This window comes from Nonomuraea purpurea, from assembly GCF_042650645.1.
GTDB lineage: Bacteria > Actinomycetota > Actinomycetes > Streptosporangiales > Streptosporangiaceae > Nonomuraea > Nonomuraea purpurea.
This window is the reverse complement of sequence record NZ_JBHSBI010000023.1, coordinates 1-14,334: the sequence shown is the minus strand read 5'-3', so window position 1 is coordinate 14,334 and position 14,334 is coordinate 1. Positions and strand designations below refer to the sequence as shown.

At 68.9% G+C, this 14,334-nt stretch carries 9 protein-coding genes; 4 read left to right on the top strand and 5 right to left on the bottom strand.

What is annotated here, in order from left to right; translation table 11 throughout:
* Positions 1-13: 13 nt before the first annotated feature.
* From ACFOY2_RS35945 to ACFOY2_RS35925, 5 genes are all read right to left on the bottom strand, one after another.
* Positions 14-6,277 (bottom strand): WXG100-like domain-containing protein, encoded by a 6,264-nt coding sequence (locus ACFOY2_RS35945; RefSeq protein WP_379532574.1) that lies wholly within the window; start codon positions 6,275-6,277, stop codon positions 14-16.
* Positions 6,278-6,283: 6 nt separating this feature from the next.
* The gene (locus ACFOY2_RS35940) at positions 6,284-6,583 is read right to left on the bottom strand and encodes a hypothetical protein (RefSeq protein WP_379532573.1); all 300 of its coding nucleotides are present in this window, start codon (positions 6,581-6,583) and stop codon (positions 6,284-6,286) included.
* Complete coding sequence (locus tag ACFOY2_RS35935; protein ID WP_379532572.1) at positions 6,580-6,963, bottom strand: YbaB/EbfC family nucleoid-associated protein; 384 nt, start codon at positions 6,961-6,963, stop codon at positions 6,580-6,582. The genes ACFOY2_RS35940 and ACFOY2_RS35935 overlap by 4 nt, the downstream gene beginning before the upstream one ends.
* Positions 6,964-7,158: 195 nt before the next feature.
* The gene (locus ACFOY2_RS35930; protein WP_379532571.1) at positions 7,159-7,686 is read right to left on the bottom strand and encodes a GNAT family N-acetyltransferase; all 528 of its coding nucleotides are present in this window, start codon (positions 7,684-7,686) and stop codon (positions 7,159-7,161) included.
* A gap of 183 nt (positions 7,687-7,869) precedes the next feature.
* A complete protein-coding gene (locus ACFOY2_RS35925) occupies positions 7,870-9,903 on the bottom strand; it encodes a GxGYxYP domain-containing protein (RefSeq protein ID WP_379532570.1) in 2,034 nt (677 codons plus the stop codon).
* Between the two features lie 303 nt (positions 9,904-10,206).
* Between ACFOY2_RS35925 and ACFOY2_RS35920 the strand changes: the two genes are divergently transcribed.
* From ACFOY2_RS35920 to ACFOY2_RS35905, 4 genes are all read left to right on the top strand, one after another.
* Positions 10,207-10,575 carry a response regulator transcription factor gene (locus ACFOY2_RS35920; protein WP_379532569.1) on the top strand — a complete coding sequence of 123 codons (369 nt, stop codon included), beginning with the start codon at positions 10,207-10,209 and terminating at the stop codon, positions 10,573-10,575.
* A gap of 84 nt (positions 10,576-10,659) precedes the next feature.
* Positions 10,660-10,977, top strand: a complete 318-nt coding sequence (locus ACFOY2_RS35915) for a hypothetical protein (protein WP_379532568.1) — start codon at positions 10,660-10,662, stop codon at positions 10,975-10,977.
* 32 nt (positions 10,978-11,009) lie between these two features.
* Positions 11,010-13,118: a carbon starvation CstA family protein gene (locus tag ACFOY2_RS35910; RefSeq protein WP_379532567.1), complete on the top strand. Its 2,109-nt coding sequence runs from the start codon at positions 11,010-11,012 to the stop codon at positions 13,116-13,118.
* Between the two features lie 124 nt (positions 13,119-13,242).
* Positions 13,243-14,187: a DNA polymerase domain-containing protein gene (locus ACFOY2_RS35905; protein ID WP_379532566.1), complete on the top strand. Its 945-nt coding sequence runs from the start codon at positions 13,243-13,245 to the stop codon at positions 14,185-14,187.
* Positions 14,188-14,334: the final 147 nt, after the last annotated feature.

The following is a 14,334-nucleotide window of genomic DNA, read 5'->3' as shown; positions in this document are numbered from 1 at the left end:
CCCGGCCCGGACCTCAGCGCCTGATGACCCCGGGATGCGCGGCGTCGAACTCGGCGAGCCCATCAGGGGTGAGCCTCAGATAGAGGCCCTTGTCGACGTCCATCACCAGAGGCGTGCCCTCGCCATAGAGCACGACGGAGATGTCCAGTTCGAGGTAGGTGTTCTCGTGCTGCTCCTCCAGGAAGTTACGTTCGACGATGTTGGCGTTTCGTGACGCGGCTTCGTCCCCCGTCTTCACGCTGCCGCCGATGCCGCCGAAACCCAGGTTCCCCTCGCCGGTCGACCCGACGGACCCGCCTGCTCGCGCGGACCGGCCCCTGCCGACCTCCTGACCGTGCCCGGTCGTGTTCATGGTCTGCGCGTAGACGCGCTGCTTGACCAGCGCGCTGGTGATCTCACGGGCCCCGTTGACGTCGATGCCCACCCTGCCGACCCCCGGGATCTCGTACTCATGCGCGAGCAGTTGCCCCATGTGGGCGCGCATGGTCTTTTCCTTGGTGACCTCGGCAAGGGCCATGCCGGCCTGGCGGGAGAGCTCGAATCCGTTGGGCCGGTCGCCCAGCGAGGGCACCTCCTCCCGGAGCTTCGGCGGTACCGCGGCCAACGGCGCCCATTCCTCCACAGCCGTGGCGGCCGGGACCGCGACCTGGCTGACGTCTCCTCTGGGGACGCCGTTCCCGAGCGTGGTGGTCATCGCGTTGGGCCCTGCCGACTCCGCCCATCGCGGGGCCGCGGCGACGACCCGCGTGGGCGGCGCGACCGGGGTGCCCTGCGGGACCTCCGTGGTGAGGTGTCCCGGCACCAACAGGCCGAGTTCGCCGTCCGCGACCGCCCTGGACGTCGAGGTGACTCCGACATGCTTGTCGAAGAGCCTCATGGCCCCGTCGTGTCCGGTCACCTCGCCCACCTTGAGCAGCATGTTGCGGGCCGCGTTCTGCACGGGTTCCAGGACGGGGCGGACCTGGGCGCGTTCGAGCGTGATCTCGTAGCTGACCGGATGCTTGAACTCCTGCGGGGCTTCGCGCGTCTGGTAACGGTTGATGTCTTTCGCATTCGTTCCGTGCGCGTCCACGGTGTGGGTGTCGCGGTTGGTCGCGTACCCCGCTTCCGCTCCCCGGAGATGGCCGTCCGAGGATTCGGAGTAGCGCGCGAGCACCTCTGCGCCGCGGTCCGATCCCGCCTCGCGCAGGCTCAGGTCGCCGCTGAGGCGTTCGCTGCGGAGCATGAGGCCGGTGTCGGGACGCTCGGCGACGTGTACTCCGTCGCCGAGTTCGGCCCTGACCCTGATACCCACGCGTTCGGTGACCCGGCCGTTCTCATCTGTGACGAGCAACCAGGAGGGCACCCCGTTTCCGCGGAGTTCCCCCAGTCTCGTGGCGAGTGCGTCCTGGCCGTAGCTGCCGCGCAGGTGCTCGGCCACCGGGTGGTTCGTGAACTCCTGGTCAGGGAAGAGCAGGTTCTCCTCGCGCAGCTTCTCGAGGATCTTCGGCAGGACGGCCTGCGCGTCGAGATGCTGAACGAAGGCGGCGTTCATCGCCGCCTCGGGCGCGGAATAGCCGCGGGTGGTGTCCCCCGTCTGCTTGGCGGGCTCCACGGTCTCCGGGCCGTCCAATCCGTGACGGCGGGCCACCTCGTCGGGGAGGACGACGTCCATGATCTCTCCCACCCGGAGGTATGTGGTCGGGCCCTGTTCGACCGTCGCCCCGTTGGTTCTGGACGGCGTCACCTCCAGGACGAGGTCTCCGCGGTACCAGTGCGAGGCGCTCCCGTCTGAGTAGGTGACCCGGGCGACGTCGCTGCCGCCCAGGTAGGAGCTTTCCTGGGTCATCCGCTTCGCGGCGGCGTGCAGCCCCGCTCGCGCCACGATCTTTCGCTCGGTTTCCCCGTCCCCTCTCGTGTGGGCTGCCGTCTCGCCGCCGCCTTCGCCGTCGCGGCCGAAGGTGACGCGCAGACCGGTCCTGGCGTGCCCGCCCAGGGCTGTTCTGCTGCGCTCGCTGTCGGTCATCTTGGAGTTGCTGTTGGAGTAGATCTCGTGCTCCACCCCGGTCTCCGACTTGACGTGCTTCAACCCGGCCACGTCGGCCTTCACGTGTACGTCGTGACGCCATCCCCCTTGGTCGGACACGGTGTGGCGCAGACCGTCGGGGTGGGATGTGATCATGGTTTCCAGCTTGATCACGTCGGTGGCGCTCTCGAACGTCATCGGTACGTCCAGACGCTCCGCGGGCACGGGCAGCCCCGACCATTGGGCGTGCGCCGTGGCCACCGTCTGAGCCAGGTCGGGCATGGCGCCCAGGCGGACGGTGGCGTGCAGCCGGTCGTCGTGCGTCCATATGTCGCCGGGCGGCTTGGACGACGACTCGATGCGGCCCAGATGCGCGACGTCCTGCGCGAGCACCGGCGCATCCGGCAGGTGGGCGTTCGGCAGGAGGATCTCCGCCTTGCTGCCGTGCACCTGCCACGCGGTGTTCGTCACCTCTGTGCCGTTTCGCGAGACCTTCATCCTGACGTCGAAGGAGAGATCCCGCGCGATGGTGAAGCCGCCGCTGGTCTCCGTGCGGTCGTACCTCGTGTGGCCGGCGGAGAAACCGACGCTCTCCCCCTTCTGGCCGCTCTTGGTGAGAGCCAGGTTCGCCGGGTCGATCTTGAGCCCTTCGTTCACCTCAAGACGCGCGACGGCGCGCACCTCCGCCTTGCCTCCGGCAGAGGTCTCCCGCTGGCTGGTGTTGATCCGCTGCGTGATCCTGCGCTCGTTCACCGTCATGTCGGTCGAGCCGACCTCGTGCCGCCGGCCGAGAGCGCCCTCGGCCAGGATCTCGAAGGTGTAGCCGCCGATCGACTTCTCGTACCTGATCCCGTGCAGGGCGTGCGTCAGGTCGGCTTCCAGGGCCACGCCCCCGAAGCGGCTCTCGACGTCCCGGATGATCTGCCGCCTGATCCCCGGCGAGAGGTCGGGCACCGCCTGATCGAGGGCGCTGCGGATCTCCGCGCTCAGGAGCGTCTCCGAGTGGACGCGGACGCCGCTGCCCAGCCCTGTTCCCCGCCCGGCCGCGAGCGTCTCCGGCTCCAGCGCATGGGGGTCGTAGCCGCGGTTCGGATGCTCGCCGCCCTTGACCGGGTCGCCCTCCACGAACTCCTTGCGTACGTCGTCGATCGCCTGGTGGAGGTCGGCGAGTTTCTGCCGGATGTCGTTGAACTCCCCTTGCGGCCGCAGATCGTGGCCGAAGACGTCCTGCTCCATCCGGGGCGCGTCGCGAGCCGGCAGGGTCAGCTCGGCCTTCACCTCGACCTCGAAGGCGCCCATCTTCTCGGTCTCGACCTTCAGCCGCATGTGGGCGTCGTACATGGTGACGTCGCCGGCCCTGGTCAGGACGGTGTGGTTGCCGTGTGATCTGTTGGAGGTCGTCACATGGTCCGATCCGAAGCCGAACCCGCCGATGGCCCGTGCGACGGCCTCGGCCCTGCTGCCGAGGGACAGACCGAGCTTGCCGCCCGCATGGACGTTGAGGCTCGCGCCCTGCCGATGCGACGACCCCTCGCTCTCTTTCCGGCCTATGTCGTCCCGGAACATCGTCTCGATCGGTGCCCGTCCGCTTCCGTCAACGGGCTCGATCCGCGTGATCTGGCTGGTGATCTCGACGGAATCCTCCGCTGAGCGCAGCGCGGAGCTCTTGTACCGGATCGCCTCGGAGGAGGCCCCGCTCGACAACAACGACTGGCTGCGGTTCTTCATCCCCTGTTCGCTGAGCAGGGTGGACGTGAGGTGCTCAATGATCTTGACCACTTCACCCGCGGGCACGCCCGCCGACAACGCCCGGCGCTGCGTCTCCAGTACCAGAGGCGTGACGTCCATCCCGGTGATGGCGATCCCGTGATCACGGAACTTGTGCTCGGCTCCGGCGGGGACCTCGTGGCGGGGCTGCGCCGGCGGATGGTCGGCGGCCAGCAGCGGCCCTTCGCGGGTGAACTGCTTGGGGAAGGGGATGGTCACGGACAACTCGGGGACTGCCGCGGTTTCCGTGACCTTCTCCCCGTCGCGGAAGACGTCCAGAGCGATGTCCGCAGTGAAATAGTCGTGCGCGGGGGAGATGGTCTTGTGGCCGCTGATGACCTCGACGCCGTTCGTTTCGGTCGTGCGCAACGTGGTGCTGATGCCCGTACGAGGCAGGGCGTTCGCCTCGGCCTCGTCCGATGAGTGGTTCAGCGCGCGAATCATCCCCGCCGTCCGCTCCATGGAGGACGCCTGCGAGGACTTGCCTTCCACACCGTCCCCGCCGAACGCGACCGGCTTCTCGGGCGCCAGGCTCGGGTGCTCCACGTGGGTGAACTCGCTCGGCCTCAGCTTGAGATAGATCACGTTGTCTCTGACGCCGAGCGCCACGCCCCTTTGGAGGTGGTTGGTCCATGTGTCGCGGTTTCCGTCGCAGAGCACCTGGGCGAGCCAGTCGCGGATCGCGGCTCGTTCCCGCTTGGTGACACCCGTGATGCCGTCGGCCAGAGCCTGCGCCGCCGCCTTCGGGTTGCCCGGGACATTGACGTCGTGTACCGCCGTTTCGCCCAAGGCGCCGATCTCGGTGGTGCGGGGTGGATGGAGTTCGGTCCTGTCCTTCCACACCACCGGACCGTCCGGCCGGGACGGCGGAGCGGCGCTCGTCACCGTCTCAGGGACGTTGCGGTTGACCGACTCTGTGGCCAGCTCCGGCCGGGAAACCGGTTCGGCGCCCTTTCCTCCGGGAGCGCCCTCGGGCCGAGCCGTCCGGCTCGCGTCCGCCACCATCTCCGGAACACCCCGCTCAGCCGCTTGCGGGCCCGCCTCAGATCTCGCCGCCGCACCATTCACCGGCTGAGTGGATGCCTCGGGCTGCTTCCAGGTCGGCGGGCCGTCGGGCCGGGAGGCCGCCCCGTCCGCTGACTGCGCGGCGTTTCTCACCGCCGGTGGGACACCGTCCGTCTGCGCCTTCCACACCGGTGGACCATCCGGCCGGGACGCCGCACCACCCGCTTGCCGCGTGGGCGGCGTCTCGGTGCTCTTCCAGGTCGGCGGGCCGTCGGGCCGTGACGACGATGCGGCGTTCGCCACCGACTGCGGCATCCCCGTGTTGGCGACCGGACGAGACGCGGGGGCCTCCGCCTGCTGGGGCAGCACGTCGGGGCTCTTCCAGACAGCCGGTGAATCAGGTCCGGCCTGCGAGTTGAGGGTGGTCCGCTGGTTGTGATTCGCCGCCGCCGCCAGGCTTGTTTCACCGCTGCTCTCGGGAGAGCGTGTGGTCTCGGGTGCGCGCGCGGGGCCGGCGTCCGGGCTGGACGGAGGACGTCCGGACGGCGAAGGGTCTGCGGACGGAGAGGTCGGGTGGGGCGGGGGCGAGCCGTCGGCGCCACGGGGCACGGGCGCGGCCAGGTGCTGCCCGTCCGCCCCGAGCGCGCTGGACGTGATGCCCTTGGCCAGCAGGTCCCAGCTGAAGTTTCCTTGGGCCAACATCGTTCCGGCGGTCGTGATGCCGCCGGTCACGGCGAACTGCGCGGCCTGCCCGTACAACGACGAGTGGGCCGCGGCCAGCAGCCTCTCGGCCGCGGACATCTCGGCCCTGGTCAGACCGGCCCGCAGGGCCGGCGTGGCCAGGCGGCTCAGCCCGCCGGAGGCCAGTCCCATGAGCCCGCCCATGGCGCCGCCGCTCACCGCCGAGATCGCGAGCTGCTGAACGTCGATCTCGTCCCTGCGGCCCTTGGCCATCTGCAGGAGCTGGATGCCCAGGTCCATGCCGGCCACGATCCCGGCGAACAGCGCGATGTTGCGCACGCACTGTTTGGCGATCTGCGCGACCGTCATCCGTGCGATCTGCAGACGTGGCGGGATGAGCGCCAGACTCTGCCCGCCGGTGGCCAGTGCCAGGCCCATCAGATACGCCAGTTGTGCGATCAGCAGCCAGACGGTGGCCTCGATCATGTACTTGGCGTACTGGATCTGCACCCCCACGCCATTGAGTGCGACGGCGGTGTCGACGAGCTGCTTGATCGTGGCGGCGAGCTGACCGCCGACCGTCCTCTCGACATGGGTGACGAAGGCGAGGTGGGCCTCCCCGTCCCAGGCGGAGCCGATTTTGTTCGCGCTCCCCGGCTGGTCGGCGCCGGTGCCCTCGACGAGCCTGTGCGCGGCAGTCACGCAGGCGTCGGCCAGCCGGAAGCAGCCGGACTCGTCCCCTTCCGGCCAGTCCATGCCGACGACCCAGCCGACGTACGGCTTGGCCCAGTCGGGGACGAGGAACCCGTCGAAGCTCATGGACGATCAGTTGCGCTTGGTGGAGGGCTGATCGGCCCTCTCGTAATTGCGGGCGCTGACGTTCAGGCCCGAGGCGACGCGCTCGAGCTCTTCGATGTGCGTCTTCAGGGCGTCGAAGATGCCGCGTTCGATGTCGGGCATGCTCTTGGCCAGTTCGGCGCCGTACTCGTCGTTGCCGAGCGTGTTCCTGTCCCGGTCGAAGGCGGCACGAAGGTCGGCTTTCGCCTCCCTCGCGTTGCGCTCGAGTTCGTCGTAGACCCTGGCCTGGAGGTGCAGCGGCTGTCTCTCCACAGAGAATCCGCTCACGGGGTCGGCTCCACGGGGCTGGGGAAGAACGCGTCGAGCGTGGCGTGCTCCCCGAAGACGTCCTCGTGCGGCACGCCCTCCGGCACGAGGGGCTTCAAGAGCTGCTTGCTCTGCTCGGAGACCGCGGCGGTGGCCTTGTTGAGCTGCTGCATGATCGCGTCGGCCAGCTGCGAGGCGGACAGGGTTCGATAAACCCGAGGATTCAGCTGGATGTCGCGTACCTGACCGTGTCGGCCAACGGTCACGCTCACCATCCCGTCCGCGGAGCGCGCCGTGTGCTCGATAGCGGAGAGCTCTCCGTACGCTTCGCGAATACGTGCCATCTGCTGATTGATCTCGCTGGCGAGGTCCCTGATCTCCGCTTCGAACGCATCCGACACAAATGCACCTTTCGTACGTCTAGTGCCAGCCGCATACTACATCGCGTTCTCGCAGACCTTCAGATGATCTTTAACGTTAGTCAGCTGTTAACAAAGCCGTCACTTCCGGCTACGACTTCTTCGCCGGCGGGTGAGCGGGCCGACGGCCGAGTGAAGCCGCGGCTCCCGAGCCGGTCATCGGCGGCTCTCGTTCGTTCATTTCAGTTCTGAGCTCAGCAGTCCCATCATCAGGAAGTCGTGGCGCCTTCCCTGGGTACGGAATGCCTCCCGGCGTCTGCCCTCCTCCACGAAGCCCACCTTCGTGTAGGCCCGCACGGCCGCGGTGTTGTCGGCCACCACCCACAACATCACCCGGTGCAGCCCCATCTGCTCGAAGGCGTACCGGCAGATCACGCGGAGTGCGTCGCTTCCGTAGCCGCCGTGGCGGTGGTCGCGGTCGCCGATGGCGATGCTCTGCACGGTGGCCTCGCCGTGGATGAAGTCGGTGTCGCCGAGCGCGACGTACCCGATGAGTCGCCGCTCTTGGCGGGTTTCGATGCCGAGCAGCATCTGCTCGAAGGTGTTCCGCGGCCGGTTCGCGCCCTTGTCCATGTTCTGGGCGAGCGAGATGGGCGGGCTGGTGTCCATCCAGCGCCCGATTTCCGGATCGTGATACCAGCGCCACATGGCCTCGCTGTCGGCGGGTTCGAGGGCGCGCAGGTGTACACGTTCTCCACTCAGCATGGGAGATCTGTACCAGGAGCTTGAGTTGGGCCGCAACGGAAAATGGTGACGGCCATCGCTTTGTCGCCCTGCGGAGGAAGCCACGGAAAGAGGATGCGTGTCCGTAGAGAACGTTGCGATGGCCGCGGACAACAGTGTGGAGCCTACGGATGATCGCTGGGGTCAGAATGGCACCGGTGACTCCTACTTATTTTCAAGTCGTGCCAGCAGGTCGAAGAACGTATCACCGCGGACTATCTCAAAGGGGTCGCCAAGCAGGTCACCGAGCGCGGCGATGTCGCTCGGCGTCCAGTTCCAGGCGTTGACCGCGCCCGCGATGAACAGCGGCCGACCCCCGTCCCAGCCCTCGATGTGCTTCACGAGGGCGTCCCGGTATTCGGCGGCCTTGCCCTGGGGATAGAGGTTGCCGATGACCGGCAGGCCGGCCGGGCTGATCTGGAGGTCGCCGGTCTCCCACGACTGGACGATGCCTCGTAAAGGGGTGTTCTTCCGGTACGAGCGGACGATTCGCTCGTCGAAGGCCACCCAGCCGTCGTCCTCGGGATTGCGGTGGTTGTAGGCGTACACGAGGTTCATCCCGGTGCGGCGCAGGAACCGGCCGGTGAGCTCGGTGTAGGCGTCCAGTGTTCGCGCGGGCCAGGAGCCCGGGTAGGTGTAGCCGGCCCCGGACGGTCCGGCGATCAGGAGATCGTTGTCGGTGGCGGTGCGCTGGTAGTACGCCAGCAACGCGGGGCCGATCTCGGCGAGCAGCGGGCTGACCGTCCAGTTGGTCGGCACGGCGCCGCGTCCAGGATCGTCCCAGAGGTCCCGCATCCTGCGCTGGCAGTACTGGATGTTGTCGCCCTCGCCGACCGTGAGCGTGAGGTAGACCCGGTTGCGCAGGGTGGCCTGCGGCCGCGGGCGGACCCGGTCGGAGACCTTCGCGGGGACGCCGGCGTGCACGGTGGCGTTCATGTAGAAGTCGGCGGGCACGACCTCGACCGCGTGCTGCGAGGCCCGGTCGACGCCGCCCCATTCGCCGGCCACGTCGTTGGAGAACCAGCCGGCGTACGGCGTGGTGGGCTCGACCTTGCTGAAGATCTCGTCGAGCAGTTCGCCGGTCTGGCCCGAGGGCGGCAGCCAGAACACCATGGCGCGCGTCGCCACCACGTAGTCACGGAAGTAGGGGAACGGTTCGACCCGCGTGGGCGCGGTGGTGGTGGCGGTGACGAGGTACTGGTTCCACAGGTCGACCTCCACCAGGAGCTGCCGGGTGCCGGCGGGCGCGGTGAAGCGGTAGATGAAGTAGCCGCCGCCGTCGGAGAAGCGGTTGGAGTCCGCGCCGAGGGCGGAGTTGAGTCCGTCGAAGAGGTACGGGGCCTCGGCGTCCGTGCCGGGGGTGAAAGAGGCGATCTGGGCGCCGTCGGCCTTCACGGTGACCGAGCCGACCGAGGCGCCCCAGCCGTCGTCGCCGAGAGAGTCCTGGAAGCGCAGGTAGACGCCGTCCTGGCCGGACAGCTCCGCGCTGAGGTCGAAGGTGCGTACCGCGCGGTTGGAGGAGTCGCGTACCCGCTCGCTCTCGCGCGCCACCTCGCGCCACTGGACGCCGTCCACGCGGGTGGTCCTGGTCGGCGGCAGGCCGCTGAGCAGGGTGTGGGCGCAGCGCGGGAACAGGTTGGCGAGCTGCCAGCGGTAGGTGGCGAGCACGTCGCCGGGGTCGAACCGGCCGCGCAGGTCGGTGATGGTCTTGAGGCCGTACCTGGCCGCCTGCTCGGCCGTGGCGGCGACGGCGTTCTCCAGCCCGGCCAGGGTGGTCGCGACGTTCACCGAGTCGGGGACGTCAGGGTCGTGCAGGATCGCGCCGCGGACCTCGTTCCTGTACCGGGCGACGAGGTCGAGCGGACGGTCGTGGCGGGTGACGGCGGCGCCGGTGCCGGACAGCCAGCGCAGGTCGTGCTGGGGGATGTCGAAGGTGAAGTAGAGGCGGGGGTCGCGGCGGTTGACGACGCCTTGGAGGGTGGTCAGGAGGAGTTGGTCGTTTCCGTGGAGGGTGCCGACGTTGGCGACGTCGAGGCGGGTGGGGCGGCCGAAGTTCGGCAGGAGGGGCTTGCCGGCCGTGGCGGTGCCGGTCGGGGTGGTTGCGAGGTTGCCGGACGGGGTCGTGCCGAGGGTGCCGGCCGCGAGGGCCATGCCGTTCGTCCAGAGGAGGCCGCGGAAGAGATTACGTCGTGACACCATTCAGCGATCACCGCTCCTCGATGGGATGGGACCCGAACTGACATCGTTGTCATTTCCCGCGAACGTAACAACGTGACGAATGGTTGTCCACGGCGTAAAAGGCTGGAGTCAGTCGGACACCCGCGCAGCCACCTGTGCGCCGTCGGCCTCCAGGCCGGGAATCCGGGCCGCGATGACGTCGTCCACGTGCATGAACGCGATCAGATTGCTCACCGCGTGCGCCAGGAACGCCCTCGGCGGGCGTGCCTGAACCGTACTTTCGACTGAGGCGGTGGGAAGACGGCTGCGCCTAACCTGAGCGCTGTGCAAGGTCGGGAATGGCTGGTCGGGGCGAGGCTCAGGGCCGTGCTCACGGCGGGGCTCGGCGTCGTGTTCGCGGCGGCGCTCGCCTTTCAGGCGTTTCGGATCGCGCAGAGCTGGGGCGGCGCCGCCGGGGCACCGCCGTCCAGGCGGATCGCCGCTCAGCCGTTGTCCGAACGGGAGGTCGAGGTCGTCAAGGCCGTCGCGCGGGGGCGGAGCAACCGGGAGATCGCCGACGAGCTGTTCATCTCGGTGAGCACCGTCAAAGGCCATGTGTCCGGCATCTGCGAGAAACTCGGGATGCGCAACCGCGTGGAGATCGCCGTCTGGGCCTGGGAGAGCGGGATGGCGACTCCGGTGACCTTCGGGTGACGGGGCACGTCGGCGTTTCAGGCGCCATCACAACGGGTAACTCCGTCGTTAATTTCTGAGCTGCCTGATGTTCAGGAGCCCCAGATGCCCCCGATCACGCTGACCCCCGCCGCCCGCGAAGCCCTCCACGACGAAGAAGTGGTCTTCTTCGACTGGCACCTGACCGGTCTGTGCTGCGCCGACGCCGGTGAGTTCTCCGTCAGGCCGCTACGTCGCTCGCGGCTGCCGCGGCGGGCCCGCAGGCTCGGCACCGATCTGGTCTACGCCCATCCGACCGCCTTCGCGCATCTCGCCGAGGTGTCTGTGACGGTCGACTGCCGTCCGCTGTGGAGGTGGCGGCGCTTCACCACCGACCTGCCGCCGGACGCCGGACTCCGCTTTTGCCTGGGACGCCCTCTATAGCCCGATAGATGGCCCAGAAATGGGAGGTACCGATGAAGCTGCGTTCCATCATCGTCTGGACAATCGTCGCCCTCGTCGGTGCCGTGGGGTGGGGGGTGCTCGCCCTGTCCAGAGGCGAGAACGTCAACGCGGTGTGGCTGCTGTGCGCCGCCCTCGGCTCGTACGCCATCGCCTACCGCTTCTACGCCCGCTTCATCGTGCGCAAGGTGCTGCGTGCCGACGACCGCAGGGCCACCCCGGCAGAACGGCTCGACAACGGCATCGACTACCAGCCCACCGACCGGCGGATCCTGTTCGGCCACCACTTCGCCGCCATCGCGGGCGCGGGGCCGTTGGTCGGGCCGGTGCTGGCCGCGCAGATGGGCTACCTGCCCGGCACCATCTGGATCGTCGCGGGGGTGATCTTCGCCGGGGCCGTGCAGGACATGGTGGTCCTGTTCTTCTCCATGCGCCGCAACGGCCGCAGCCTCGGGCAGATGGCGCGCGAGGAGATCGGGCCGGTCGGCGGGGCGGCGGCCCTCATCGCGGTCTTCGCCATCATGATCATTCTGCTGGCCGTGCTGGCGCTGGTCGTGGTCAACGCCCTGGCGCAGTCGCCGTGGGGCGTCTTCTCGATCGCGATGACGATCCCGATCGCCCTGTTCATGGGGTTCTACCTGCGGGTGATCCGGCCGGGCCGGGTCGTCGAGACGACCGTGATCGGGGTCGCGCTGCTGCTCCTGTCGATCGTGGCCGGCGGCTGGGTGCAGGGGTCGAGCTGGGCGCCGTTCTTCACGCTGAGCCCGTCCGCGCTGGCGCTGTGGCTGATCGCGTACGGGTTCGTCGCCGCGGTCCTGCCCGTGTGGATGCTGCTCGCGCCGCGCGACTACCTGTCGACGTTCATGAAGATCGGGACGATCGTGCTGATCGCGATCGGGATCGCCGTCACGATGCCGCCGTTGCAGACCGCCGCGTTCACCGACTTCGCCTTCAACGGCAAGGGGCCGGTCTTCGCCGGGTCGCTGTTCCCGTTCGTGTTCATCATCATCGCCTGCGGCGCGCTGTCGGGGTTCCACTCGCTGATCTCGTCCGGCACCACGCCCAAGATGATCCAGAAGGAGAGCCAGGTCCGGATGATCGGCTACGGCTCCATGCTGATGGAGTCGTTCGTCGCCATCATGGCCATCACCGCGGCCTGCGTGCTGAGCCCCGGGCTCTACTTCGCGATGAACTCGCCCGCCGGCGTCGTCGGGGCCACCGTCCAGACCGCCTCGGAGGCCGTCACGAACATGGGCTTCGTGATCACGCCCGAGGAGTTGCAGGCCGCGGCGGCGGCCGTCCAGGAGCAGACGCTGATCGCCAGGACGGGCGGCGCGCCCACGCTGGCCGTGGGCATCTCGCAGATCTTCTCCGGGTTCCTCGGGGGAGCGGGGCTGCAGGCGTTCTGGTACCACTTCGCGATCATGTTCGAGGCGCTGTTCATCCTCACCACGGTCGACGCGGGCACACGGGTGGGGCGGTTCATGCTGCAGGACACGCTCGGCAACCTGTGGAAGCCCATCGGCCGGGTGAGCTGGTGGCCAGGACTGATGGCATCCAGCGCGGTCGTCGTGGCGGCCTGGGGCTACTTCCTCTACCAGGGCGTCAACGACCCGCTCGGCGGGATCAACCAGCTCTTCCCGCTCTTCGGCATCGCCAACCAGTTGCTCGCGGCGGTGGCGCTGACCGTGGCCACGACCCTGCTGATCAAGAGCGGGCGGCTGAAGTGGGCCTGGGTGACGGGCGTGCCGCTGGCCTGGGACGTGGCCGTCACGCTGACCGCCAGCTACCAGAAGGTGTTCTCGCCCGACCCCACGCTCGGCTTCTTCGCCCAGCGCGACCGCTACCAGACGGCACTCGACCAGGGGCAGTTGCTCGCGCCCGCCAAGACGCCCGACGCGATGCGGCAGATCGTCGTCAACTCGACCGTGGACGGGGTCCTGGCCGCGCTGTTCGCGATCCTCATCATCATCGTCATCCTGGACGCCGCCCGCGTGTGGGTGAAGGCGATCAGGGCCCGCGAGCCGCTGCCGTCCACCGAGGCGCCCTTCGAGGAGTCGAAGATCCTGGCTCCGGCCGGGCTCATCCCGACCAGGGAGGAGAAGGCGTCCTCCGGCGGCTAGCTGTCCAGGCGGAGCTCCGCCGGAAGGTGCGCCACGTTGTTTTAGACGAGGAGGTACAAATATCGGGTCATGGCCCTCCTGCCGGTGTTGACCCTAAGTGCGTCGTATCGGCATCGTAGGGCGGGTGGCCGGCGATGAGACGCGTGACGGGGTTGCGCTGAGCAACCTCGACCAGCCCCTGTTCGACGGAGCCGGGGCGACCAAGCGCGACCTGGTCGACTACCTCGACGCCGTCAGCGAGCGCATCGTGCCGGTCCTGCGGGGTCGCGCGCTCTCCGTCATCCGGGTACGTCCGGGGCAGCAGCCGTTCATGCAGAAGAACCTGCCCAAGTACGCCCCCGAATGGGTGAAGTCGGTGTCGGTGTGGGCCGAGGCGTCGCGCAGGCAGGTGACCTACGCGCTGTGCGACGACCGCAGGACGCTGCTGTGGTTCGCCAACCAGCGGGCGGTCGAGTACCACCCGTCTCTCTACACCGGCGGCCACCCGACGCACATGGTGCTCGACCTGGACCCGCCCGACGAGGGCTTCTCGATGGCCGTGCGCGGCGCGTTCCTGGTGCGCCAGGCGCTGTCCGACGCCGGGCTGGCGGGTGCGGTGAAGACCAGCGGGGCCAAGGGCGTGCACGTGTTCGTGCCCGTGCTCCCCGACACCGCGATGGACGACCTGGCGGCGGCCACCCGGGCGCTGGCCGCGCGGGCCGAGCGGGTGGATCCGGCGCTGGCGACCACGGCGTTCATCAGAGAAGACCGCGAGGGCAAGGTGTTCATCGACTCCACCAGGGCGGGCGGGGCCACGGTGGCGGCCGCCTACAGCCCGAGGGTGCGGCCGGGCGCGCCGGTGTCGTTCCCCGTGCCGTGGGAGGAGCTCGACCGGGTCTCACCGGGGGACTTCACGATTCACACCGCCGCCGGGCTGCTGGGCGACGGAGATCCGTGGGCGGAGCTCATGCCCGAGCCGCAGCGGCTGCCCGACGACCTGGTGGCCGAGGGGCACACGATTCCGATCGCCCGCGTCCAGGCGATGCACGAGGGGAAACGGCGCGCCGCCGCCCGCCGCGCATCGTCCTGATCCGGCATATCCCGCGTCCGCCCGGGCCCGGGCGGACGCGGGGTCAGCGAGTGATCTTGACGTCGTCGACGCCCGCCTCCACCAGGGAGGCTCCCGAGGCGTCGGCCGCGTCGATCAGGATGCGGACCGTCTGACCCGCGAACGCGT